The organism is Catellatospora methionotrophica, from assembly GCF_011297335.1.
In the GTDB taxonomy this organism is placed as follows: domain Bacteria; phylum Actinomycetota; class Actinomycetes; order Mycobacteriales; family Micromonosporaceae; genus Catellatospora; species Catellatospora methionotrophica.
Genome location: NZ_JAAOTJ010000018.1, coordinates 122,561 through 146,813 on the forward strand (window position 1 = coordinate 122,561; position 24,253 = coordinate 146,813).

General features: G+C 71.0%; 24 protein-coding genes. 8 read left to right on the forward strand and 16 right to left on the reverse strand.

Annotated features, from left to right (window positions below; all coding sequences use genetic code 11):
• Positions 1 to 831 carry a hypothetical protein gene (locus HAV40_RS30185; RefSeq protein ID WP_166387226.1) on the forward strand — a complete coding sequence of 277 codons (831 nt, stop codon included), beginning with the start codon at positions 1 to 3 and terminating at the stop codon, positions 829 to 831.
• A 68-nt stretch (positions 832 to 899) separates the two neighbouring features.
• Here the strand turns inward: HAV40_RS30185 and HAV40_RS30190 are convergent, their stop codons facing one another.
• Entirely contained in the window at positions 900 to 1,385 is a 486-nt protein-coding gene (locus tag HAV40_RS30190) for an SRPBCC family protein (protein WP_166387228.1), read from the reverse strand.
• A gap of 28 nt (positions 1,386 to 1,413) precedes the next feature.
• A complete protein-coding gene (locus HAV40_RS30195) occupies positions 1,414 to 1,797 on the reverse strand; it encodes a winged helix-turn-helix transcriptional regulator (RefSeq protein ID WP_409365020.1) in 384 nt (127 codons plus the stop codon).
• A 123-nt stretch (positions 1,798 to 1,920) separates the two neighbouring features.
• Between HAV40_RS30195 and HAV40_RS30200 the strand changes: the two genes are divergently transcribed.
• Positions 1,921 to 2,286: a DoxX family protein gene (locus HAV40_RS30200; protein ID WP_166387232.1), complete on the forward strand. Its 366-nt coding sequence runs from the start codon at positions 1,921 to 1,923 to the stop codon at positions 2,284 to 2,286.
• Between the two features lie 99 nt (positions 2,287 to 2,385).
• Here the strand turns inward: HAV40_RS30200 and HAV40_RS30205 are convergent, their stop codons facing one another.
• The 10 genes from HAV40_RS30205 to HAV40_RS30250 form a co-directional block, all read right to left on the reverse strand.
• Positions 2,386 to 3,006, reverse strand: coding sequence for a hypothetical protein (locus tag HAV40_RS30205; RefSeq protein ID WP_203672089.1), 621 nt, complete (start codon positions 3,004 to 3,006; stop codon positions 2,386 to 2,388).
• An 85-nt stretch (positions 3,007 to 3,091) separates the two neighbouring features.
• Positions 3,092 to 5,230 carry an N-acetylmuramoyl-L-alanine amidase gene (locus tag HAV40_RS30210; protein ID WP_240935368.1) on the reverse strand — a complete coding sequence of 713 codons (2,139 nt, stop codon included), beginning with the start codon at positions 5,228 to 5,230 and terminating at the stop codon, positions 3,092 to 3,094.
• Positions 5,231 to 5,232: 2 nt separating this feature from the next.
• Positions 5,233 to 6,681, reverse strand: a complete 1,449-nt coding sequence (locus tag HAV40_RS30215) for an FG-GAP repeat domain-containing protein (protein WP_166387234.1) — start codon at positions 6,679 to 6,681, stop codon at positions 5,233 to 5,235.
• A 233-nt stretch (positions 6,682 to 6,914) separates the two neighbouring features.
• Entirely contained in the window at positions 6,915 to 9,194 is a 2,280-nt protein-coding gene (locus tag HAV40_RS30220; protein ID WP_166387236.1) for an exo-beta-d-1,3/1,6-glucosidase, read from the reverse strand.
• Between the two features lie 70 nt (positions 9,195 to 9,264).
• Complete coding sequence (locus tag HAV40_RS30225; RefSeq protein ID WP_166387238.1) at positions 9,265 to 10,326, reverse strand: LacI family DNA-binding transcriptional regulator; 1,062 nt, start codon at positions 10,324 to 10,326, stop codon at positions 9,265 to 9,267.
• A 151-nt stretch (positions 10,327 to 10,477) separates the two neighbouring features.
• Positions 10,478 to 11,002, reverse strand: coding sequence for a hypothetical protein (locus HAV40_RS30230; RefSeq protein ID WP_166387241.1), 525 nt, complete (start codon positions 11,000 to 11,002; stop codon positions 10,478 to 10,480).
• Positions 11,003 to 11,020: 18 nt separating this feature from the next.
• Positions 11,021 to 11,608 carry a DUF998 domain-containing protein gene (locus tag HAV40_RS30235; RefSeq protein ID WP_166387243.1) on the reverse strand — a complete coding sequence of 196 codons (588 nt, stop codon included), beginning with the start codon at positions 11,606 to 11,608 and terminating at the stop codon, positions 11,021 to 11,023.
• 176 nt (positions 11,609 to 11,784) lie between these two features.
• On the reverse strand, positions 11,785 to 12,600 hold the full coding sequence (locus HAV40_RS30240) for a thioesterase II family protein (RefSeq protein WP_166387245.1): 816 nt from the start codon (positions 12,598 to 12,600) through the stop codon (positions 11,785 to 11,787).
• A 12-nt stretch (positions 12,601 to 12,612) separates the two neighbouring features.
• Positions 12,613 to 13,353, reverse strand: a complete 741-nt coding sequence (gene fabG / locus HAV40_RS30245) for a 3-oxoacyl-ACP reductase FabG (protein WP_166387247.1) — start codon at positions 13,351 to 13,353, stop codon at positions 12,613 to 12,615.
• Positions 13,350 to 14,255, reverse strand: a complete 906-nt coding sequence (locus HAV40_RS30250; protein ID WP_166387249.1) for an ApeI family dehydratase — start codon at positions 14,253 to 14,255, stop codon at positions 13,350 to 13,352. The genes fabG and HAV40_RS30250 overlap by 4 nt, the downstream gene beginning before the upstream one ends.
• 153 nt (positions 14,256 to 14,408) lie before the next feature.
• Between HAV40_RS30250 and HAV40_RS30255 the strand changes: the two genes are divergently transcribed.
• Positions 14,409 to 15,161, forward strand: coding sequence for a thioesterase II family protein (locus HAV40_RS30255; protein WP_166387251.1), 753 nt, complete (start codon positions 14,409 to 14,411; stop codon positions 15,159 to 15,161).
• 183 nt (positions 15,162 to 15,344) lie between these two features.
• On the opposite strand, the gene HAV40_RS30260 is transcribed toward HAV40_RS30255, so the two are convergent.
• The 3 genes from HAV40_RS30260 to HAV40_RS30270 all read right to left on the reverse strand — a co-directional run bounded on the left by HAV40_RS30260 (position 15,345) and on the right by HAV40_RS30270 (position 19,485).
• On the reverse strand, positions 15,345 to 16,274 hold the full coding sequence (locus HAV40_RS30260) for a TauD/TfdA family dioxygenase (protein WP_166387253.1): 930 nt from the start codon (positions 16,272 to 16,274) through the stop codon (positions 15,345 to 15,347).
• Between the two features lie 17 nt (positions 16,275 to 16,291).
• Positions 16,292 to 17,230 carry a TauD/TfdA family dioxygenase gene (locus tag HAV40_RS30265; RefSeq protein ID WP_166387255.1) on the reverse strand — a complete coding sequence of 313 codons (939 nt, stop codon included), beginning with the start codon at positions 17,228 to 17,230 and terminating at the stop codon, positions 16,292 to 16,294.
• 134 nt (positions 17,231 to 17,364) lie between these two features.
• Positions 17,365 to 19,485 (reverse strand): MMPL family transporter, encoded by a 2,121-nt coding sequence (locus HAV40_RS30270; protein WP_239087075.1) that lies wholly within the window; start codon positions 19,483 to 19,485, stop codon positions 17,365 to 17,367.
• Between the two features lie 178 nt (positions 19,486 to 19,663).
• Here HAV40_RS30270 and HAV40_RS30275 point away from each other — a divergent pair, with 178 nt between their 5' ends.
• From HAV40_RS30275 to HAV40_RS30295, 5 genes are all read left to right on the forward strand, one after another.
• A complete protein-coding gene (locus tag HAV40_RS30275; protein WP_239087076.1) occupies positions 19,664 to 20,938 on the forward strand; it encodes a sensor histidine kinase in 1,275 nt (424 codons plus the stop codon).
• A complete protein-coding gene (locus tag HAV40_RS30280) occupies positions 20,929 to 21,570 on the forward strand; it encodes a response regulator transcription factor (RefSeq protein ID WP_166387259.1) in 642 nt (213 codons plus the stop codon). The genes HAV40_RS30275 and HAV40_RS30280 overlap by 10 nt, the downstream gene beginning before the upstream one ends.
• A gap of 10 nt (positions 21,571 to 21,580) precedes the next feature.
• Positions 21,581 to 22,366 carry a DUF4097 family beta strand repeat-containing protein gene (locus HAV40_RS30285; protein WP_166387261.1) on the forward strand — a complete coding sequence of 262 codons (786 nt, stop codon included), beginning with the start codon at positions 21,581 to 21,583 and terminating at the stop codon, positions 22,364 to 22,366.
• A gap of 96 nt (positions 22,367 to 22,462) precedes the next feature.
• Positions 22,463 to 23,365, forward strand: a complete 903-nt coding sequence (locus tag HAV40_RS30290; protein ID WP_166387263.1) for a GNAT family N-acetyltransferase — start codon at positions 22,463 to 22,465, stop codon at positions 23,363 to 23,365.
• A 40-nt stretch (positions 23,366 to 23,405) separates the two neighbouring features.
• Positions 23,406 to 23,933 carry a DinB family protein gene (locus HAV40_RS30295; RefSeq protein ID WP_166387265.1) on the forward strand — a complete coding sequence of 176 codons (528 nt, stop codon included), beginning with the start codon at positions 23,406 to 23,408 and terminating at the stop codon, positions 23,931 to 23,933.
• Between the two features lie 99 nt (positions 23,934 to 24,032).
• Here the strand turns inward: HAV40_RS30295 and HAV40_RS30300 are convergent, their stop codons facing one another.
• Positions 24,033 to 24,251: a hypothetical protein gene (locus HAV40_RS30300; protein ID WP_166387267.1), complete on the reverse strand. Its 219-nt coding sequence runs from the start codon at positions 24,249 to 24,251 to the stop codon at positions 24,033 to 24,035.
• Positions 24,252 to 24,253: the final 2 nt, after the last annotated feature.

The following is a 24,253-nucleotide window of genomic DNA, read 5'->3' on the forward strand; positions in this document are numbered from 1 at the left end:
ATGACCGCCGACACCACCGATCAGCCTCGCCTGAACGCCAGCCACCGCGTCGGGCTTCTGCTGAGGTTGACCCGCTGGACTGCCGCGTTTCTCCGTGGACCCGAGCCCCAGGCACCGCCGGAGCGGACCTCAGCCCGAAGCCGGCTGCCGATCTCGATCTCCGTTCCCGCCCAGGGCCATGCCTTCCACTTCCGGATCCACGCGACCTTCCGCTGGCAGGGGGAGACGATGCACCAGGACGAGCTGACCGCGCTCGCACAGGAGACCGCCACCGCAGTCCGCCGGGAACTGACGGAGATCGCGCTGGATCTCGGCCCGAAGTATCCCCCGCACCGCGCCCACGACCTGGAGGTGGAACTGAATCGGGCAGCAAACAGCACCCGTCACTGGCAGTACGAGCTGCAGGGCAAGCGCTACCGCTGCCGCCCGATCCTTCGCGTCGAACTCGACGACCGCGTCAAGCAGCACGTAGAGGAATACTGGCACCGCCGGGTGCAGATGGAATGCGAGCACGAGGCGGAGATCCGCCGCACCGAACTCGCGCAGGAGCTGAGCGCCCGCTGGCTGGGCGTGCTCGAACAACTGACCAGTCACCGCTTCGCTGCGGCCGCCGCCCGGCTCACCGAAGCTGAGCTGGCCGAAGTGATCACGACCATCGTCACCGAGCAGAAGGATGCCGTCGAACGGCTACAGACACTGCTGGACAGCACACTGCGCAACAGCTCGGATCTCGGTGCCTACGAGCGCGCGGAAGCACTCGACGTGCTTCTGGAGCAGCTTCGGCAGCAGGCGTCTTCCTCCGCCGTGCCGAAGACGACCGGAGCCTCCTGAGGGCTCAGCAATCGCCATGCCATCTGGGCTCACGAGCCGTCGCCGCTGCCTTGGCCGGTGGCGACGGCTCAGCCTGCCAGCTCGTCGACCGCCGCGAGCACTGCGGGGTCCTGGCAGCCGCGTGCGAACCCGGCGATCCTGCGGCGGATGTCCCGGCCGAGCAGCCACACCCCGACGCGGTCGGCGATCGGGCGGAGCAGCGCCGGGCGGGTCCGGAAGTGGTAGCGCCACGTCGCGACCGTGTGACCGGGCTCGGGTGCCGGGGCGAAGCGCCAGCCGCCTGCCATCATCTCGAAGAACCACGGCCCGCGGACCATCTTCATGCCCACGTTGGTCGGCGGGGCGTACGACACGTATTCGCTGACCATGGTCAGGCCGTGCCGGGACCGGGTGAACGTGCGCACCCCCTTGCCGGGGCGGGCCGCGCCGTCGAGCAGGTGCTGCTCGCGTACGAACGGGTCCCAGCGGTAGCGGGTCTCGCCCGTGGTCTGCGACACCGCGAACGCGACGGCGGGCGGGACGGGGACGATCGCTACGGCCTCCACGACGGGCATCGGGCAATCCTGCCACGCGCCGCGATGATCAGGCAGTCCGCGCCTGGTACGCGGCCCGGCTGGCCTCGATGTGCGGCACGTGCTCGATCGCCCACCCGGCCAGGGCCAGCGCGGGCGGGATGAGGCTGCGGCCGGTGTCGGTCAGCGCGTACTCCACCCGGGGCGGCACCTCCGCGTACACGGTGCGGGCCACCAGGCCGTCGCGTTCGAGGTTGCGCAGGGTCAGGGTCAGCATGCGCTGGGAGATGCCCGGGATCTGCTGGTGCAGGTCGGTGAAGCGCACCGTGCCCTGATCGAGGGTGGCCACGATGAGCAGTGTCCACTTGTTACAGATCTGGTCCAGGATCGCCCGGATGGTCCGGCCACCGTCGCCCCGGATCATGCACGTGTGCTCGTAGTCGGACAAAACCACTCCCTGTGCCTCACGCACACCCGTGTGCCTTTTGTACGCCGCCCGGCCGTGACGCATCATGAGGCGACTTACGGATGGTAACCATCCTGATCACTGCCGTGCTTCGGCACCGAGGGAGCCCACATGGAACTCGCCTACTGGATCGTCGCGGGACTGCTGGCGGCGTTCTACCTCTACGCCGGAGGCATGAAGGTCGCCCGGAGCAAGGAACAGCTCCAGCCGATGATGGGCTGGGTCGACCGGGTCCCGATGCCACTGGTCAGGACCATCGGTGTGCTGGAGATCCTGGGCGCGGCGGGCTTGATCCTGCCGCCGTTGACCGGCGTCGCGGCCTGGCTCGCCGTCGCCGCGTCGATCGGCCTGCTCCTGATCCAGGTCGGCGGCATCGCCGTACACCTGTCCCGCGGCGAGGCCCGCCTCATCGGCCTCAACATCGCGCTGCTCATCACCGCCGCAGCGACCACCTGGCTGGCCACGACCTGGCTCTGAACACCCGATCACGACTGGGCGGCCGCCTCGCGTGCCCGTTCCGCCTCACACGTTGGGGCGGTCTGGAGGAGGCGGCGGACAGTGGCCGCCGTGCGTGCCTCAGGCGGGCAGGTGGGTGCCGGAGGCGAGGTTGAGGGTGGCCGCGAACGTCAGGTAAATCAGCCACAGGCCGACCAGGATGTGCAGCAGGCCGAGGACCTTCTGGCCGGGGTTGAGCGGGCCGTGCCCGTCGTGGGCGGGCCTGCCGCCGATGTTGAAGCTGGCGAAGAACTCGGCGATGTACACCAGGGTCAGCCCGGTGAACAGCAGCCCTAGGGGCCAGTCCCCGGCCCGGAAGAACACGAGCATGCCGAGGATGCCCAGCAGCACGAACGGGATGCACATGTAGCCGTTCGGCCGGGCGTCGGAGCCCTGCAGCCTGATCCAGCCCAGCGCGAACCAGTGGATGCCGTAGGCGCTGAACGCCAGGGCGGCCATGTAGAGCGTCTTGTTGGTGGTGAAGACCTCGAACCAGGTGAGCCCGACGAACAGGTAGAGGCCCACCAGGAACTGGCAGAAACCGGGCATCCAGATGCCCCAGACCCCGTTGCTGCGATCGACGCGCGGATCGCGGGCCGGATAGCCGAACAGCTCCTGTGGTCCGTAGATCAGATAGCCGGTGCCGAGTCCGAAGAACCCCAGCGCCACCGGCACGAACATCGAAGCCGGAAGGACTTCCATGAACGCATTTTACTGCCGTTCGACCTGCTGTTATCCGGTTTCGGAGGGAGCCCGGCGGCCGGGGGTGGCCCGGCCGCCGAGGATCTCAGTACGTCGTCTCGCCGTTGAGGCCGAAGAAGTCGTGCCACTTCGCCCCGCCCAGGAACCCGGTCCCGGTGGACAGCCCCACGTACACGTCGTTGAGCGAACCCTTCGTGAACACGACGATGTCGTCCTTACCGTCACCGTTGAAGTCACCCAGGAACGGGAACTCCCCCGCCGTACAGAAGAAGTCGTTCCACTTCACCGTCGTACCCACGAACGCCGAACCGTTCGACACCGCCGCATACACATCGGCGTCGGCGTTGCACGTGAACGTCACGATGTCGTCCTTACCGTCACCGTTGACGTCACCGACCCGCGGCTGCTCCGCCCCGACCGCGAACAGGTCGTGCCACTTCAGACCCGGCCCGAACGAACTGCCGTTCGACAGACCCACGATCACATCCGCCGCGCTCGCCGGGCCCTGCGTGAACGTGATCAGGTCATCCCTGCCGTCACCGTTGACATCACCCAGCGCCGGAAACTCGTTGGCCGGGGAGAAGAACTCGTGCCACTTGACCCCCGCGCCGAACGACGAACCGTTCGACAGGGCCACGTACACGTCACCGTTGGTGTCGTGGGTGAACGTCACGATGTCGTCCCTGCCGTCGCCGTTGACGTCACCGACCGCCGGGACCTCCGCACCAGGGGCGAACCAGTCATGCCACTTCGACGCCCCCAGGAACCCCGTCCCGTTGGACAGCGCCACGTACACGTCACCTGCCGCCGTGCCGGTCGTGCCGTGGGTGAACGCGACGATGTCGTCCTTGCCGTCACCGTTGAAGTCACCGGTCAGCGGCGTCTCCCCGGTCAGGGCGAAGAAGTCGTTCCACTTCACCGACGTGCCCGCGAAACCACTGCCCGTCGACGGCGACACGTACACATCAGCCAGGGTGCCGTGCGTGAACGTGACGATGTCGTCCTTGCCGTCACCGGAGAAGTCCGTCGGCGAACCCGCGTAGTACTTCGCGCCGGAGCCGCCGGAGTTGACCAGCGTCATGTAGTAGTTCCAGTTCCAGTGCGGCCCCGGATCGGTGTGGTCGTTGCCGGGCATCTCGTTGTGGCCCCTGATGTGGGCGCGGTCGCGCGGGATGCCGAACTTGCCGGTCAGGTGCCGGGTCAGCGCCGCCGAGGAGCGGTACATCGCGTCGGTGAACCAGGCCGGGTTGTCGACGAAGCCCTCGTGCTCGATGCCCAGCGCGTACGGGTTGGCCGAGCGGGCGTGGTAGGCCGTGTCGCCGTCGCGCACCATCTGGGTGACCTCGCCGTTGCTGGACTTCACCACGTAGTGCGCGCTGACGCCCGCGGACGGGTTCTGGAACCAGCTGACCGTGCCCGCGTACGAGCCCTGGGTGACGTGGATGACCACGGTGGTGATCGCCGACGAGCGGCCCGCGCCGTAGTTGCCCCCGGCGGCGGAGATCCAGCGCGCGGGCGGGTACTCCGGCAGCGCCGCCGCGACGGCCTGCGCGGCTGCGCCGGTGACCGCGGGGGGGCCTGCCGCGGTGGACACCCCAGCCCCGGCCGGGGCGACCGCTGTGTAGCGGCCGAGTTGCGGTTTGACGGCGCGGCCCTTGACGGCGATCATCTCGCCGGTCTCGGCGCGGCCGGACAGGCCGGTGTTGAGCAGGTCGTAGACGTGGTCGGCGTAGAGCCGCGCGGTCGCGTCCTCGGCTGCGGCGCTGTAGCGGGCGACGACCGGATACCAGGCCGCGAGCCGGGTGCGGTCGGCGGGGCGCAGGCCGAGGTCGTCGGCGTACGCCCGCAGCACGGCGGCGGACCCGTGGATGTTGGCGGCGGTGTCGGCCTTGAGGCGGGCGACCCGCTCGCCGGTGAGTCTGGCGGCCAGGGGCAGGCTCTGGTTGCCGGGGTTGTCGGCCAGGTGCATGACGCCGTAGCCGTTGGCGGCGCTGGGCAGCCCGTCGTGGCCGTCGAGGCGGCTCTCGCCGTAGCCGATGGCGACGAGCAGGTCACGGGGCACACCGGAGACGGTGGCGGCGTGGTCGAAGGCGGCGGTGGTCGCCGGTGCCGGTGCGGGGGCCGCGACGGCGGGGGCTGCCGCGCCGACCAGCGCGGCGGCCAGGGCCGCGCCGAGCAGGGCCGCGGGGGTACGGGATGGCATGGTCGTCCTCTCGGGGGTCATGGTCAGAGGGTGGTTTCGCCGTTGAGGCCGAAGAAGTCGTGCCATTTCGCGCCGCCGAGGAACCCGGTGCCGGTGGACAGTCCGACGTAGACGTCGTTGGTCGCGCCCTTGGTGAACACGATGATGTCGTCCTTGCCGTCGCCGTTGACGTCGCCCAGGATCGGGAACTCCCCGGCGGTGCAGAAGAAGTCGTTCCACTTCACGGTGGTTCCGGCGAACCCGGTGCCGGTCGACAGGGCGGCGTACACGTCGGCGTCGGCGTTGCAGGTGAACGTGACGATGTCGTCCTTGCCGTCACCGTTGACGTCGCCGACGCGGGGCAGTTCCGCACCGACCGCGAACAGGTCGTGCCACTTGAGCCCCGGCCCGAACGAGCTGCCGTTGGACAGGCCCACGATCACGTCGGCGGCCGAGGCCGGGCCCTGGGTGAAGGTGATGATGTCGTCCTTGCCGTCGCCGTTGACGTCGCCGACCGCCGGGTACTCGTTGGCCGGGGAGAAGAACTCGTGCCACTTGACGCCCGCGCCGAACGAGGAGCCGTTGGACAGGGCCACGTACACGTCACCGGCCGGGTTGTGGGTGAAGGTGATGATGTCGTCCCGGCCGTCGCCGTTGACGTCACCGACGGCCGGGACCTCGGCGCCGGGGGCGAACCAGTCGTGCCACTTCGCGCCGCCGGTGAATCCGGTGCCGGTGGACAGCGCCACGTATACGTCACCGGCTGCGGTGCCGGTGGTGCCGTGGGTGAACGCGACGATGTCGTCCCTGCCGTCGCCGTTGAAGTCACCGGAGCGGGCGGTCTCGCCGCCGAGGGCGAAGAAGTCGTTCCACTTGACCGAGGTGCCCGCGAAGGCGCTGCCGGTGGACGGGGCGACGTACACGTCGGCCAGGGTGTTCTGGGTGAACGTCAGGACGTCGTCGCGGCCGTCGCCGGTGACGTCGGTGGAGGCGCTCGCGGCCGTCTCGGCGACGCGACGGGCCTCGGCCCACAGCGTGCGGGCCTTGCTCTCGACCTGGTCGTAGCGGTCGGGGAAGCCGGAGCGCTGCACGCACTGGGCGATCTGGCCGGGCCGGTAGCCGGGGTTGTTGCGGTCGCAGACGATCGCCCGACTGTAGTACTGCGTGGAGGCGTAGACGACGTCCATGATCTGCTCGGGAGTGCCCCAGCCGTAGTCCCAGCGCTGCTGGAACACCCCGAGCGACGACTTGTCGCCGCAGGGCAGGTTGTTCATGCGGGACTCGACCCAGCCGGCTTCGAAGCCCGACAGCATGACCTTGTCGTTGACGTTGAGGCTGCGGGCGGTCCGGTACACCATGACGATCACGGCGGGGTCGTGGTTGGCCGGGATCGAGGTGCAGGCGGCGTGCGCGACGGGGGCCTGGACCGCGATGGCGGTGGCCGTGGCGGCGAGGGTGGACAGGATCAGGCCGGTGAGGGTACGGCGGATCATCGTTCCTCCGGATCGGGGGTGGCCGGGGGCGGGGGGGCAAGGTCCTGAGTGGAGCCATGAAATCGATATCAGGCGAAACTTACCGCCGCTATATATCGGCGTCAAGAAATGATTCTACATAAACGTATCTCGATCAATGGGGGTGGTAGACATGCCCACGGCGCCGTCGGGGAAACGAAGAACGGCGGCCCCCGGAGGGAACCGCCGTTCTTCGACGAGCGTGGCCGCCGCCGTCAGGCTACGACCGCAAATGCCGCCCGCTGCAGGTCCTCGGCCCGCGAGGACGGACCCACCCGCAGCTCGAACTCGCCCGGCTCGACGACCCGGGCACCCCGGGCGTCCACGATGGAGCACGCCGCCACCGGCACCTCCAGCTCGACCACGCGGGTCTCGCCCGGCTCCACCGTCACCTGCCGGTACGCCTTCAGCTCCTGCTCGGCCCAGGTCACCGAGGTGACCGTGTCGCTGACGTACACCTGAACGGTCTCCAGCGCGGGCCGCGCACCGGTGTTGCGCAGCTGCACCTGCGCCCGAACGGTGTCGGCCGGGCCGACGGTCGGCGTCAGCACCCGCAGGCCGGAGTACTCCACCGTGGTGTAGCTCAGGCCCTGCCCGAACGCGAACGCCGGGGCCTGGGTCAGGTCGGCGTAGCGGTGGCCGTGCTGGCCGCGCACCTGGTTGTAGTACGTCGGCTGCTGACCGGCGTGCCGGGCGAACGAGATCGGCAGCCGCCCACCGGGCTCGATCAGCCCGAGCAGCAGCTCGGCGATCGCCCGCCCGCCGCGCATGCCGGGGTTGGCCGCGTACACGATCGCCGCCGCGTTCAGCGCCGACGGCGGCAGCACCAGCGGCTTGGAGCTGAGCAGCACCACGATCAGCGGCTTGCCCGTCGCCGCCAGCGCGTCCAGCAGCGCCACCTGCCCGCCCATCAGCTCCAGCGTCGCCGTCGAGCAGTACTCCCCGACCAGCTCGATCCGGTCGCCGACCACCGCCACCACGTAGTCGGCGCGGCTCGCGTCCGCGACAGCCGCGGCGATCAGCGCCTCGTCGACCGGGGCGGGCAGCGCCACGTCGGGCCGGGGCTGGCCGTCGGGGAAGAACTCGCCCTCCGGGTCGGGGCCGGTGACGACGATGTCCGCGCCGCGCGCGTGGGTGACCGTCCAGTCCTGCGGAGCGACCTCGCGGAACCCGTCCAGCACCGTAGTGATCATCTCGCGGGGGTGGCCTTCGGGCAGCCACTCGGCCTGCCCGGACGCGCCCGCCCAGTCACCGAGCTGGGTGTGCGCGTCGTCGGCGTTGGGCCCGACGATCGCGACGGTGCGGGCCTGCGGCGCGCTCGCGCGGCCGTCCGCACCGGCGGTCAGGCCGCCCGCCATCGGCAGCGTGCCGTCGTTGCGCAGCAGCACCAGCGAGCGCCGCGCCACCTCCAGGTTGAGCTCGGCGTGCGCGGCGATCCCGATGACCTCGGCCTGGCGGGCCGCGTCGGGGTGGCGCGGGTTCTCGAACAGCCCCAGCTCGAACTTCAGGGTCAGGATGCGGGTGACCGCCGCGTCCAGATCCGACTCCTCCAGCAGGCCCTTGGCGACGGCGTCCTGCGCCCCCTCGAAGAAGTCCTGCGTGGTCATCACCATGTCGTTGCCCGCCTTCACCGCGGCCGCCGACGCGGTGGTGAAGTCGGGGAAGATGTGCTGCTCCCAGACCATGCGCCCGACGTTGTCCCAGTCGGTGACCAGCGTGCCGCGGTAGCCCCACTCGCCGCGCAGCACCTCGTTGAGCAGCCAGTCGTTCACCGTGACCGGCACGCCGTCCATCGACTGGTAGCCGAGCATGAACGTGCGGCAGCCCTCGCGGGCGACCCGCTCGAACGGCGGCAGGAACCACGAGCGCAGCTTGCGCCGGGAGATGTCGGCCTCGCTGGCGTCACGGCCGCCCTGGGTCTCGGAGTAGCCCGCGAAGTGCTTGGCGCAGGCCAGGATCGCCGTCGGGTCGGCCAGGCCGTCGCCCTGGTAGCCGCGCACCATCGCCGAGGCGAACTCGCCGATCAGGAACGGGTCCTCGCCGAACGTCTCGTCGACCCGGCCCCAGCGCAGGTCCCGGGCGATGCACAGGACCGGGGAGAAGGTCCAGTGCACACCGGTCGCGGCGACCTCGATCGCGGTGATCCGGGCGGCCCGCTCGATGAGCGCGGCGTCCCAGGTCGCGGCCATGCCGAGCTGCGTCGGGAAGATCGTCGCGCCCTGCCAGAACGAGTGCCCGTGGATGCAGTCCTCGGCGATCAGCAGCGGGATGCCCAGCCGGGAGTGGCTGGCCATCTCGGCGGCCTCGCGCACCCGCTCCGGCGAGGCGTGCAGGATCGAGCCGACGTGGAAGTCCTCGACCAGGTGGCGTACGCCGTCGCGGGCGGTGAGCTGGAGCATCTGCCCGGCCTTCTCCGGCAGCGTCATCCGCCCGATGAGGTCGGCGACCCGCTGCTCGGTCGGCAGCGTGGGGTCGAGGTAAGGCAGGGAGGACACGGGGTTCCTTTCGCGGACACCGGGCGGCGTCCTGGTGGCAAGGTGCGGATGGGTCCGGCGTCCGGGCCGGTTACCGGCGTCCGGCGAGAGCGGTCGCCGGGAGCCGGGAGTCGGCGGCGGGAAGCAGGAGCGCGGCACTGGGCCCCGTGCTGTTGCGCACGACCATGTCTACGGGGAAGAAGCGCCGCCAGTGCGGTGCTGCGGCGCCCTCCAGCAGCGCCCTGGTCGCGGCGGCGGCCATCTGCTCGACCGGCAGCCGCATCGTGGTCAGCGGCGGGCTGACGCAGGCCGCGACGGCGCTGTCGTCGAAGCCGACGACGGCGATGTCGTCGGGCACGCGCCGTCCGGCGTCGGTGATGGCCTGGATCGCGCCGGCGGCCATCATGTCGCAGGCCGCGAAGAGGCCGTCGAGGTCGGGGTGCTCGGCCAGCAGCCGGGTCGCGGCCGCGTAGCCGCCCTCGCGCCGGAACCCGCCGTCGACGGCGATGTCGGGCAGGCCCAGCTCACGGACCGCTTCGAGGTGCCCGGCCCGGCGGCCGGCGGCGCAGGTGTTGCAGTCGGGGCCGTGGATCGCGGCGATCCGCCGGCAGCCGATGCGGTGCAGCAGGCTGATCGCGTCGTACGCCGCGCGGCTGTTCTCCGGTTCGACGGCCGGCACGTGCGGGGCGGTCGCGCCCAGCGACACCGCCTTGCGGCAGCGGGCGTGGAACCGGGCCGCCTGTTCGGGCGACAGGTTGACCAGCACCGCTCCGGCGGTCACCGTCTTCGCGACGCGGTCGATCAGCTCGGTGGCGTCCTCGGCCCCGGCGACGTTGACCCGCAACTGCGTGTCGGTGCCGGCCAGCGCCGACAGCACGCCCGCGATGACCCGGCTGTAGTAGGGCTGGGCCCCGAACCGGCTGATGTCGTCGTGGCAGGCGATGACGACCAGGTCGAGGGCGTCGCGGCGGCCCGAGGCGAGCGCCCGTGCGGCCGCGTTCGGCCGGTAGCCCAGATCGGCGACGACCCGGTTGACCGCCGTACGCAGGTCGGCGGAAACGCCCGGCGCGTTGTTGAGCACCCGCGAGGCGGTCGCCCGCGACACTCCGGCCTTGCGGGCGATGTCCTCGATGGTCAGCTTCCGGTACGTCATGGGCACTCGCAATCTCGGCACGGCACGCGCCCCGTCGCGCGCGCCCCGACCGCACCATAGCCGCGAGAGCGCTCTCAACGGAACCCGGTATGACGCTGCCCCACCAGCCGGGATCGCGCTCTCCCAACTCTAGGTGACCGGGCCCGATTCGTTAACTGCGGCTCCACCGGGCGAGTGAGTCCCACTTGCCGAAATCGGGCACCGGCTCCCACTGCGTGCTGACGTCCACACCCGTACGGTCCTCGACGGTGCGGGGGCGGGCCGGGTCGTCGCTGATGACCCGGCGGGCACTGCCGTCCTCACGGAACTCGAACCAGGTCACGCACGTCGCGCCGGACAGCGTCGCGGCGTCGGCGTCGGGGTAGTCCCACTGCGTCATGCCGCCCAGGAACAGGTGCTCGCCGCTGCGCCGGAACGAGTAGTGCAGGCACTGGCGGCCGTAGGCGTCGAAGAACCAGACCCCGGCGTGCCCGTTGTCCCAGGCGATCTCGATGACCACGTCCGGCACCCCGCTCGGCGGCGCCGCCGGGATCACGGCGTACGGCTCACCTGCCAGGTCGCGGGCCTGGGCCTCGTCGGCCGACAGCGGCTCGACCGGCTCGTGGTGGCGGAAGTTCCACCGCCTGCAGTAGACCGGCGGCGCTTGCGGATCGTGCCCTGCGATGTGGACGGTCACGCCGATTCCTCCCCGTGGTCAGGCGTGACTCACGGTAGACCGGGCGGGCCGTGCCGGGCAATCGCGCCATCCGCGCCAGGCGAGCAGGCCGAGCAGCACCACCTCGCTGAGCAGCAGATACCGTTCGGCAGCGCCGATCAGATATCGATCGGCGAGCGTCGCACTGGCGAGCATGAGCACGGCGAACCCGCCCGCGACGGCCGCCGTCGCGCGCAGCGCCCGGCTCACCGGGCGCAGGGTAACCGCGGCCAGCGGCAGCATCACGAAGGCCAGCATCGAGGCGTAGCGGTGCAGGTAACCGGTCGCCGTCAGCGGACCGAGGTCGGTCGGGGCGAGCGCCGCCACCACCATGGCCGCGCCGAACACGGCCAGCAGGACCCGGGGCGCGGCCTGGCGCAGTACGGGCAGCAGGCACCACGCCGACAGCCCGAAGACCACCATCGCCATGTCGGTGGCACCGCCGCGGTCGTGCACGGCGAAGTCGCTGACGGTCAGCGACACGTGGCTGAGCTGCGGATCCGGGTCGACCTGGCCGACCGCGGCGAGCAGCGCGGTCAGCACGCTCCCGGCCAGCCCGGCCCCGGCGAGCAGTCGTTTGTCGATCATGATCCGACGGTATGCCGCGACGGCGACCCCGTGCCTCCGGTGATCACCCTGCCCCGTCCCCCGGCTCCTGCCCCGGTTTCTGCGGGTGATCCCGGAGCCCACCCGGGGCCACGGCGGGCGGGGCCTCCTGCAGCGACGCGGCGACCTGGGCCCGGCCCCGGACGGACTCCACACGGTCAGCGCCCCGCCGTGCCTGGGCCCGCCGCACCGACCGGCACCGGCCGCGCGTCAGCCGAAGCCGGGCAGGGCGCGGCGACCGGCACAGTCTTTGCGACGGCTGCCGCGATCAGCGTGGTCACCTCGGCGCGGTTGCCCTCGGCGAGCACGGCGAAGTGACCGCCGGGCAGCAGCCGGGTGCGGCAGGACGCGCTGGTGTGCCGGGCCCAGCAGCCCAGCGCGGTCGGGTCGACCAGGCGGTCGGCCTGGCCCGCCAGCACGGTCAGTGGCGCGTCGAGCCGGATCCGGTCGAAGTCGGCGGCCTCGGCCCCCAGGCGCAGGTCGGCCCGCAGCGCGTCGAGCAGCACGGCCCGCCAGCGGGGCGCGTACAGCGCCTTGGACAGGGGCACGTCGCCCGCCTCCAGCAGCTCGATCATCTCGGCCTCGGTCGGCGGGCGGTGCCGCCAGCGGCGGTTCGCGCCGGGCGCCTGCCCGGACACGATCACCCCGGCGCAGTCGCCGCCCAGCTCGCAGGCCACCCACATGGCCAGCAGCGCGCCCAGGCTGTGCCCGAACACCACGGTGGGCAGCGGGTCGCCCAGTTCACCGAGCGAGCTGAGCACGTCGTCGAGGCTCGCTCCGGTGCGCTCGCCGAGCCGCCGCTCGCGGCCGGGCAGCGTCAGCCCGCGCACCTCGACGTCGCCGGGCAGGCCGCCCAGCAGCGGGCGGTACGAGTTGGGGCCCGCCCCCGAGTGCGGCAGCACCAGCAGCCGCCGTCGTGCCGGAGCGGCCGCGGGTGGCCGTAGCGGGGACCACCACACGGGCTGGACTGCCATGGCGTACCCCGCTCAGATCGCCGTGCCGCCGTCGATGCGCAGCACCTGCCCGGTGATGTAGGACGATCGCGGCGACACCAGGAACGCCACCAGGTCGGCGACCTCCTCGGCACGGCCGAAGCGGCGCAGCGACACCCGGTCGAGCATCCGCTCGCTGAAGTCGGCCGACAGGCCGGAGATCATGTCGGTCTCGATGAAGCCGGGGGCGACCGCGTTGACGCGGATGCCGTACGACCCGACCTCCTTGGACAGCGCCTGGGTCAGGCCGATGATCCCGGCCTTCGACGCGGCGTAGTTGGTCTGCATGGGCGTGCCCGCGACCCCGGCGACCGAGGACATCGTCACGATCGACCCCCGGCGGCGGCGCATCAGCCGCCGGATCACCGCCTTGCAGACGTGGTACGTGCCGTCGAGGTTCACCCGCAGCACCTGCTGCCACTCGTCGTCCTTGAGCAGGGCGAGCGGGTTGTCGCGGATGATCCCCGCGACGCACACGACAGCCTCGATCGCGCCGAGATCGCGCTCGACGTCGGCGACGAAGCCGTGCACGGCGTCGCGATCGGCGACGTCGACGGCGGTGTCGTACACCCTCGCCCCGGCCGCGGCCGCCTCCTTGGCGGTCTGCTCGGCCGCGGTGGACGCGGACTGGTAGCAGAAGGCCACGTCGTAGCCTTCGGCGGCGAGCCGGGTCACCACGGCCGCGCCGATGCCGCGCGAACCCCCGGTGACCAGTGCCACGGGCCGGTCGGTCATGGCGTGCCCCTCTCGTCGCGTGCCGCGGTCAGCTGCTCGGCCGGGCGCAGGCCCGCCATCAGCCGCGACACTTCCATGATCACTTTGTCGTCCACGGTGGACGTGCCTTTGAAGATCGCCGTGTCACCGAAGCGGCGGACGACCTGTACGCGATGCTCGATGACGTCACCGCGGCGGGCACGGCCCGGCAGCGCGATGGCCTCACCCTGCCCGGCCAGCGCGACCGAGCCCCGGGTCACGTCCGGGTTCGGGTCCTCCCACAGCATCAGCAGCAGCGCCGCCTGCGCGAACGACTCGACGGCCAGGCCCGGAGCGAGCTCGGGCTCACCGGCCCCCCAGGGCTCGTCGCCGGTCACCCGGTAGCGGGCCGTCAGGCTCCGGCGCGGCTCGACCTCGGTGACCTCGTCGACCAGCAGCACCGGCGGGCGGTGCGGGATGATCCGCGTGATCGCGTCGCGCCCGGCCACCGGGCCCGCGTCCGGTACGGCTACCCGGGGGCGGTCGGGCCGTTCAGTGTCCGCCGCCGCGCGGTGGCGGTAGGCGAGCACGAATACCGCCACCGGGCCGTGCACGGTGGACAGCTGCGCCTCGCAGCGCACCTCGGGGCCGGTGCGGTCCAGCCGCAGCCGCACCGCCACCGCCTCACCGGGGCGCACCGGTGCCTTGAACCGGCAGCTGACCACCTCGGCCAGCGTGGTGCCAGGTGCGGCCCGCGAGGCGCGCATCAGGCGGTCGGTCGCGTCCAGCAGGTACGCGCCCGGCAGGATCGCGAAACCCGGATAGTGACCGGCGTGCATCGGGTGGTCCCGTTCCGGCCAGATCACCCCCGTGAGGGCGTCCTCGTCGTCGGTGACCAGCGTGGCCGAGACCGGCTCCGCCGGAGCTGCGTGGGCTGATGTCACCCCGCAACAGTCACGCCGACCTCTATACGGTTCCTATCTGCGCAGCAAGAGGTTGGAAGGGCACCTTCCACCACGCGGCGCGATGTGAAGGTGCCCTTCCTTCGGTTCGCGCGATACAGATGCGCGATAGGGGCACGGGATAGGTTCGCGCGCATGATTGATACCAGCATCGAGCGCGGGGCGGCCTGGTTGCGGGTGTTCGCACCGGTGCCGGGCGCACGCCGCCGGCTGATCTGCCTGCCGCACGCCGGTGGCGCGGCGGGCTTCTACCGCACCTGGCCCGCCCGGCTCCCGGTGGACACCGAGCTGGTCGCGGTGCGCTATCCCGGGCGGCAGGACCGGCTGCACGAGGCGTGCGTGTCCCACATGGACGACCTCGCCGACCTGATCACCGACGCGCTGGCGCCGCTGCTGGACCGGCCGCTGTCACTGTTCGGGCACAGCATGGGCGCGTCGGTGGCGTACGAGGTGGCGCGGCGGCTCGAGCAGCGGCACGGGTTCCGGCCGGACCGCCTGTTCGCCTCGGGCCGCGAGGCCCCGCACCGCACCCGTGACATCGACCCGGCCAGCCGCACCGACGAGGTGCTCATCGACGAGATGCACGGGCTCACCGACACCGACCGGGCCGCGCTGGCCGACCCCGAGCTGCGCGAGCTGATCCTGCCCGCGCTGCGCTCGGACTACGCCCTCATCGACGCATACCGCCCGGCGAACCCGCCCCCGATCGACACCCCGATCACGGCGTACACCGGCATCAGCGACCCCGGCTGCGCCCTACCCGCCGTCCGCGCCTGGGCCGACGTCACCACCGCCGACTTCGACCTGCGCGTCTTCCCCGGTGCCCACTTCTTCCTCGTCCCCGCCGAACCCGAACTCCTCACCGACATCACCCGCCGCCTCCGCTGACGCTCCCGCCCTCCGCCCTCCGCCCTCCCTCGCAACTTTTAAAGACCCGCGGCCTCCACGTACTTCGGAGGCCGCGGGTCTTTAAAAGTTGCGCCAGGAGAGGGGGCGGTGGGCTGGTCGGGGCGAAGGGGCGGCGTCCGGCCGGCGGTACGGGGGAGGCCGCCGGGCCGGACGCCGCGGTTGTCAGGCCGAGGGCTCGGCCATGGCGACGGCGATCTTGCGGGGACCGGTGAAGGGTTCCCGGCCGTGGGCCGCCAGCATGTTGTCGACCAGTACGACGTCGTCGCGCTGGTAGTCGAAGCGGGTGCTCGCCCGCCGGTAGCAGGTGCGCAGGTGGTTCATGACGTCGTCGGGGATGGTCCCGCCGTCGCCGTAGTAGGTGTTGGTCGGCAGCTCCTCGTCGGCGAACAGGTTGCGCAGCCCGTCGCGTACGTCCGGGGACTGCGTGGTGACGTGGAAGAACGTGGCGTGGTTGAACCACACCGGCTCGCCGCTGATCGGGTGGAAGTGCACCGCGCTGCGGATCGCGCGGGTACGCAGGCCGCCGTCAGGCAGCCACTGCCACTCGATCCCCCGGTCCTCGCAGTACTTCTGCACCTCGGCCCTGTCCTCGGTGCCGAACACGTGCTGCCAGGCCACCCCGAAGTCGGGGTAGAAGTTGCGCTGCACCAGCCAGCCGCGCTGCTGGAACTCCTCGCGCACCGCCGGGTCGATCAGCTGGTACACCCGCCGGATGTCGGCCAGCGGCGTCGCGCCCTGCGAGGTCGGCGGCTCGATGCAGTAGAAGTACAGCGTGCGCGGCCAGGTGGCCTGGTAGGAGTTCTCGTTGTGCAGGAAGATCTCCTCGTCCGGCGGGTAGTCCGTGGACGTGTACACCTGGCCCTTGATGGTGCTGCGCGGCGAGGACCGCTCGGCGTAGGTCAGCGGCGCGCCGGACAGGGCCCGGACCACCGCGTCGAAGCCGTCGACGCCGCCGATGGCGAAGCCGCGCAGCAGCACCGCGCCGTGGGTGTGCAGCGCCTTGCGGATGCGGGTGCGGTCGGCCTCGATGTCGGCCAGGCCCGCCCCGCTCGCGGCCTCGACCAGGAACGGCAGGGACTGTTCTGCGGTCACGTAGGTTCCCTCCCCCGTCAGTCCGTCATCGCCACGAGCACGCGGCGCTTGCCGGTGTACGGCCGGCGGCCGTGTGCCACCAGCAGGTTGTCGATGAGCAGCAGGTCACCGGGCCGCCAGTCGACGTCGACCGCGGCCTCCAGGGCCCGGTCGCGCACCTGGATGACGTAGCCGTCGGGGATCGGCGAGCCGTCGGCGAACCGCACCGACTGGGGCAGCTCGTCCTCCTTGAGGATCTGCGCGAGCGCCCGCGCGGTGTCGTCGCCCAGGGCCGCCGGGTGCCACTGGTCGGACTGGTTGAACCAGACCTCGGCCCCGGTGACCGGGTGCACGGTGGTCGCCGGGCGGATCTGGCTGACCCGCAGCCCGTCGGCGGTCCACGACCATTCGGCCCCGGAGGCGGCGAGGAACTTCTCGACCTCCTCGCGGCTGTCGGTCTCGAACGTCTGCTGCCAGCTCTTGCCCAGGCCGAGGCCGTCGTGCAGGTTCTGCACGTACCGCACGCCGCCCGCGAACGCGGCGCGCACCTGCGGGTCGAGCAGTTCCAGCCACAGGGCCGCGTCGACGACCGGGGTCGCCCCGCCGGTCTCCGCCGCGATCTCGCAGAAGAACAGCAGGCGGGTGGGCCAGGCTGCGGCGTACGACAGCTCGTTGTGCATGGAGATGGTGAACTCGGGCGGATACTCCGTCGAGGTGTAGACGTTCGCGCCGACCTTGGTGCGCGGCGAGTTGCCGTGCACGTAGGCCAGGCGGTGCGGCAGGAGGATGTCCATCACCGGTTCCAGCGACTGCGGGGTGACCCCGAAACCGCGGAAGACCAGTGCCTTGCGTTCGGTGAGCAGCCCGCCGAGGTCCGGGTGCCCGGTCAGGTAGCCGACCAGGCCTTCCGCGGTGGCCGCGACGCCGGCGTCGGCGGGCGTGATCTCGGTGGGCGTCCAGCGATCGTGCTGAGTCATAGGAGTGTGCCCTTCCTTCAGGCTTTGGCCGCACACTCCGCCACCGGCCTATATTTCGTCGATACCGGCACACCGGAGGGGCCGGCGGGCTGATCGCCCGCCGGCCCCGGCCGGTTCCCTGTCCTGGCGTGCCGTCAGCGCGAGCCGACGAGCTGCGGGTCGCTCTCCGGCTCGGCCGCGTCCTGGTGCGCCACCGGCGCGGACTCGTGCAGGCCGAAGCGGTCGTGCAGGCGCTTGAGCGGGCCGGGCGCCCACCAGGCCGCACGGCCCAGCAGCGCCAGCGTCGCGGGCACCAGCACGCAGCGCACGATCGTCGCGTCGACCAGGACCGCGATGAACAGGCCCAGGCCGATCTGCTCGAGCTGGCCGACCTTCGCTGCGGCGAAGAAGGCGAACACGATCAGCATCAGCGCGGCCGCAGAGGTGATGATGCGGCCGCTGCGCTGCAGGCCCCAGCGTACCGCGGTGTTGCTGTCCACGCCGGAGTCGCGGTACTCCTTGATCCGGCCGAGCAGGAACACCTCGTAGTCCATGGACAGGCCGAACGCGAACGCGAACACGATCACGATCATGTACGGGCTCAGGCCGCCGACGTTGAGCATGTCGAGCGGACCGGCCAGCACGCCGTCCTGGAACACTGCGACCAGCACGCCGAACGTCGCCGCCAGCGTCACCACGTTCATGATGACGGCCTTGATCGGGATGATCAGCGAGCCGGTCATCAGGAACAGCAGCACGATCATGACGAGCACCGTGATGATCACCGCGAGCGGCAGGCCGCTGCGCAGCCGGTCGTTGAGGTCCATGAGCGTCGCGGCGTCACCGGTGACCCACGACTCGACCCCGCTGGGACGATCCGCCCGCAGCCGCTCGACCAGGTCCTGTGCCTGCTGACCCTGGCCGTCGCCGTGCACCGCGAAGGTGACCGTCGACAGTCCGGCGCTGATCGAGCCGGCCTTCTCGACCCGGAGCACGGAGGGATCCGAGGACCACTTCGCGGCGTACGAGTCCAGCGTCGCCTTGTCGGTGCGGGCCACGACGCGTACCGCGGCCTGCTGGGTCTGGCCGAACTTGGCGGTGACCGTGTCGGCGACCTGGACCGCCTCGATGCTGCGCGGCAGGCCCTCCAGCTGGGGGACCTTGATGTTGACGTGCAGCAGCGGCAGCGAGATCGCGGCGAGCACCGCCAGCGTGCCGATGATCACCAGCACCGGGAAGCGCTGGGTGAACCCGGCGAGCTTGGCGAAGCGGCCCGCCTCCAGCTCGGCGGCGGTGGGCACGCCGCTGCCGCGCTCGGCCTTGGCCGCGAGCTCCTTCTTGCTCGGCTTGATCCACTTGCCGAGCAGCTTGACCATCGCGGCGGTCAGAGTCAGCGCGACGAGCATCGCGATGATCGCGGTGGAGATACCGGCGAACGCCATCGCCTTCAGGCGCGGGATGTCGAACGCCAGCAGGCCGGTCAGCGCCGCGGCCACGGTGAGCGCGCTGAAGCTGATGGTGCGCCCGGCGGTGCTCCAGGCCCGGCGGACCGCCTCCGCACGGTCGTCGGTGTTGAGCAACTCCTCTCGATAGCGTGCCACCAGCAGCAGGCCGTAGTCGATGGACAGGCCCAGACCCAGCAGCGTCACCACAGTGATCACGTTGGCGTCCAGGTCGACCACCGTCGAGAAGCCCAGCAGCAGGCCGAACGCGCCGAGCATGGTCGCGATGGCGGTCGCCACCGGCAGACCGGCGGCCACGATGCCGCCGAACACGAACAGCAGCACGATCAGGGTGATCGGCAGCGACAGCATCTCCGCGTTGTTCAGGTCCTCTTCGACCTGCGCATTGGCCTGCTCACCGATCAGGTCACCACCGCCGTAGGTCACCTTCGCGCCGGAGATCTGCGCGACCGCCTGCTCCAGCCGGCCGGTGGCCGCCTGGAAGGGCTTCTGCTGCGACTCGGCCTTGGCCAGCGTCACGAACACGGCGATGGTCGTGCCGTCGGGCGAGACCTGCGGGTCGGAGACCTCCTTGACTCCCTCCACAGCTCGCATGTCGGACACCGCGGACTTCAGCGGCTCCGTCGCCGCCTGCGCGTTGCCGCCTTCGACCAGGGCGATGAACTCCACCCCGTGGTCGATCTCGGCGACGATGGCATCGCGGGCGTGGCTGCCCTCGGTGCCCTTCATCTGGTTGGTGTCCCCCATGTTGCCGAACAGGGGGTCAATGGCGGTGGCTCCCGCGATAGCGAGGAGCAGCCAGAGGATGGCCACGGGCCACGCCCTCCGGAAGGAGAATGCGCCAAGACGAGAACTCATGACCGACAGACTGCCAAGGATGAGGATCGACGTCGATGACATTCCCATCCGGATTCATGGTGGTGCTGGGTACAGCCCCGTTCGGCACTCAGCGTGATGTCGCGTCGCAGGTCGGAGCCCTAATGTCGATGCCATGACGACGAACGCCGGGCACGCCGCACACCGCAGCAGCGTCCTGCGCACCCTGGTCTGGCCCCTATGGGAGGGGCGCACCTGGGTGAACATGGCGCACCTGCTGACCGGAACGCTGCTGAGCCTGATCACCTTCACCGTGCTGCTCTGCCTGCTGAGTTCGGCGGCGACGCTGGCGGTCACCGCCGTGCTGGCCGTGCCGTTCCTCATCGCCACCTACGAGGCGGCGGAGCTGTTCACCAGCTGGCAGCGAACCAGGTTCCGCCGGGTGCTGAGGGTGGACCTGGCTCCCACCGAGTCCCTGCCGCGCGACGGGCACTGGCTGAGCCGGGCCTGGGCGCAGACCAAGGACGCCGGCATGTGGCGCCAGATCGGCTACCACACCCTGTCCGGGATCACCCTGCCGCTGACCACCCTCGCCGTGCTCACCCTGTGGGTCGCCGGACCGGCGCTCGCGCTGCTCCCCGCCTATAGCACGCAGCTTCCACATTGGATCAAGCCGACCGGCGCGGCAACCCTCGTGGGGTTGTCGAGTATAGGAATAATCATGCTTTTGGCCGCACCGTGGGGGGCGCTGTTGGCCGTGCGCCTCGACGCCGGCATGGCGACAGCCCTGCTGGCTCCGAGTCGCAGCGAGGAGCTGGCCCGCAGGGTCGCCTCCCTCTCCGAAAGCAGGGCCGACATGATCGACGCCACCGACGCCGAACGACGCCGCATCGAACGCGATCTGCACGACGGCACGCAGCAGCGCCTCGTGTCACTCGCGATGAACCTCGGCATGACCCGCACCATGCTCGTCGACGTGCCCCCCGAGGTGCGCGACGCCATCGAACGGGCCCACGACGAGGCCAAACTCGCCCTGTCGGAGCTGCGGGCGGTCATCCGCGGCATGCACCCGGCCATCCTCGACGACCTCGGCCTGGACGCCGCCCTGTCCGGCATCGCGGCCCGCTCGCCGGTCCCGGTGCGGCTCATGGTCGACCTGCCCCGCCGGCCCTCCCGCACCGTGGAGACCGTCGCCTACTTCGTCGTCTCCGAAGCCCTCGCCAACGTCGCCAAGCACGCCCAGGCGAGTCAGATAGACGTCATCGTCGAGATCGAGGGCGACCTGCTGCGCATCGTCGTCCGCGACGACGGCCGCGGCGGCGCCGACCAGAGCAGGGGCACCGGCCTGCGGGGGCTGCGCCAGCGCATCGCCGCCGTCGACGGCGCACTGACCGTCGACAGCCCCGTCGGCGGCCCCACCATCCTGCTGGCGGACCTGCCATGCGCGTGATCATCGCCGAAGACTCGGTCCTGCTGCGCGACGGGCTCGTCCGCCTGCTCAACAGCGCCGGACACACCGTGGTCGACGCCGTCGGCGACGCCGAACAGCTGCTCGCCTCCGTCGACAAGCACCACCCCGACCTGGCCGTCATCGACGTACGGATGCCGCCGAACTTCCGCGACGAGGGCCTGCGCGCCGCACTTACCCTGCGGGAGCTCCCCGAACCCCCCGCAGTGCTGGTGCTCTCCCAGTACGTCGAGGAGCGCTACGCCTCCGAGCTGCTCAGCAAGGGCACCAGTTCTGTCGGATACCTCCTGAAGGATCGGGTCGCCGACGTCTCGGACTTCCTGGAGGCCCTCGACCGGGTGGGCCGCGGCGGCACCGCCCTGGACCCCGAGGTCGTCGCCCAGCTGCTCGTCCGCACCCGCAACGATCCCCTGGTCCAGCTCACGCCCCGGGAACGGGAGGTGCTCGCGCTGATGGCCGAGGGCCGCTCCAACGCCGGCATCGCGTCGGCCCTGTTCGTCAGCGACAGTGCCGTCGCCAAGCACGTCAACAGCATCTTCGCCAAGCTCCAGCTCACCACCGCCGACAACGACCACCGCCGGGTCCTCGCGGTCCTGCGCTTCCTCAAACCCTGAAGGAGAAGCCATGCGCGCCAACCGTTTCGCCACCGTCCCCCGCCGCCTCGCTCTCGGCCTGACCGCCGCCGTCACGGTGCTCGGCCTGGCCGCCACCACCGGCTGCGACGACCGCGGCGGCACCTCCGACCTGTCCACCGAGACCCAGTCGCAGGACTACGCCCAGCAGGTCAACAAGCTCGAGTTCGACCTGGCCGCCGGTGACATCACTGTCTCGTCGCAGGACGCCACCGGCGTCGCCGTCAGTCGCAAGCTGCAGTGGAAGACCGACAAGCCGAAGATCACCGAGGAGGTCAGCGGCCAGACCCTGCGCATCAGCGTCGACTGCCCCGACGACCAGGAGAACTGCGCCGTGCACTACACGGTCAAGGCCCCGGCCGGCGTGGCCGTCATCGCCAAGACCACCGCGGGCAACGTCGTCCTCAACGACATCACGGGTGACCTCGACGTCAACACCGACGCCGGCAACACGACCGTCAAGAACGCGGTCGGCAAGCTGCGCGTGCACACCGTCTCCGGCGACGTCAACGCCACCGGCCTGAAGTCGACCGACGTCGCGGTCACCACCGAGTCCGGCAAGCAGACCATCCGTTTCGCCGCCGCCCCCAACCTCGTCGAGGCGACCGCCGAGGCCGGCGACATCGAGGTCGCGGTCCCGAAGGCCGACGGCGGCTACCAGGTCAAGGCCAACACCAAGGACGGCACCCGCACCATCGACGTGACCCAGGACGCCGACAGCTCGCGCTCCATCTCGGTCACCACGACCTCCGGTGACGTGGACGTCGTCAACGCCTGATCACCGCCGTGACGGCCGGGGTCGCTCCGCTCTCGCGGAGCGGCCCCGGCTTTTTCGCGTGCCCGCAGGGCCCCAGCACCGATAGCATCGGCAACCATGAAAATACGGGGGTACGCCGGACCGGATGACGATGATCAGATCGCTCGGGTGCGGCAGGCCGCGCTCGCCGTCGACGGCGCCGTCTGGCTGCCCGGCCCGGATGTCGGCGTCACCCCCGCCGAGACGTTCGTGGTCGCCGAAGACGCGGGTGAGATCATCGCGTTCGGGGGCCTGGACCGGTGGACCGAGGACGACGGCACGGAACTGTTCCTGATCACCGGGTGTGTCCACCCGGAGCATCGGGGCCGCGGACACGGCAGCGCCCTGCTGGCCCACCAGGAGGCGCGGGCCGCCGCGGCAGGCTCCGGCCTGCCGCATCAGCAGCTCGGCGGCAATGCCGACGACAGCCAGCCGGGCTCGCGGCGGCTTCTGCTCGACCACGGATACCGGCTCGCGTTCACCGTCGTCGAGCTGCGCTGCCTGCCCGCCGACGGCACCGCGCCGACCGCCCTGCCTGCCGGCCTGCGGATACGGCCCGTGCTGGCCGAGCACCAGCCCAAGATCCATGCCGCGATCGTCGAGTGCTTCACCGGCAGCCACCACGGCTTCAGACCTGTCGACTACGACACCCACCTGGCCGAAGTACGCGACACCGAGCTGTGGACGGTCGCCTGGGACGGTGACGAGATCGCCGGGGTGGTGACCGCCGAACGCCGAGGCAGCAGGGCAGTCGACTCACCGTGGGTCGCGGTGCGGCCCGCGTACCGGCGGCAGGGTCTGGCGCTGGCCCTGGTCACCCGCAGTCTGGCGGCCATGCGTGAGTACCGCCTCACCTACGCGTCGATCCGCACCGTGGCCGAGAACCCGCACCGGACCGTGGACCTCTATGAGCGGGCCGGATACCAGGTGACCCAGCGGATGCCCCGCTACCGCAAGCCGCTGTCCGCCGCGACGGTCTGAGTCCGGCGAATTCGATCGCCCCGTCCGGGAGGATGGCGGCATGGCATGGACTGCGCCCGCCGTCGAGCGGCTGCCCCGGACGGACATGGCCTGCGGTGAGCGCGAGATGCTGGACGACTGGCTGCGGCGGCGCCGGGTCGCGCTGCTCCGCAAGTGCGCCGGCCTCACCGCGGAGCAGCTGACGACGGCGTCGGTCGCACCGTCGAACCTCACGCTGCTCGGGCTGGTACGGCACATGGCCGAGGTCGAGCGGTTCTGGTTCCGGGCCAAGTACCTGCACGAGGACCTGCCCGACCTGTACAACAGCGACGAGCACCCCGACGGCGACTTCGATCTGGTGGCCGAGGCCGACGCCGGGGGCGACCTCGCCCGGTTCCTGGCTGAGACAGCCGCCTGCGACGCGGCCGTGGCGGGGCACGAACTGGACGAGGCCGCCGAGGACCCCAAGGCCCAGACCGGCAGGGTCAACCTGCGCTGGGCCTACATCCACATCATCGAGGAGTACGCCCAGCACACCGGCCACGCCGACCTCATCCGAGAGAAGATCGACGGGTACACCGGGTCCTGAGGGCCTGGAGTCACCACGGACCGGCCTGGCGGCGGAACTTCGTGGGCGATACGCCGAACTGCCTTTTGAAGTCTCGGGCGAACGTGTCCGCGCCGTCCGTCAACTGCCGATGAGCGGGTGCAGGAGATAGACCACCCGGTCCAGTAGATCGACGGCCGGTTCGAGGTTGCCGGTGGCCACGCACACCAGCAGTGGAAGCTGAAACGACACGGTGACGGTGAGACTGACACGCACGAACGACGGATGCGAAGGGCTGTCCGGCTGGGCGACAGGGTTCGTCTCAGGGGTGCCGTCAGCGGCGGGAGCACCGTCGACCATCC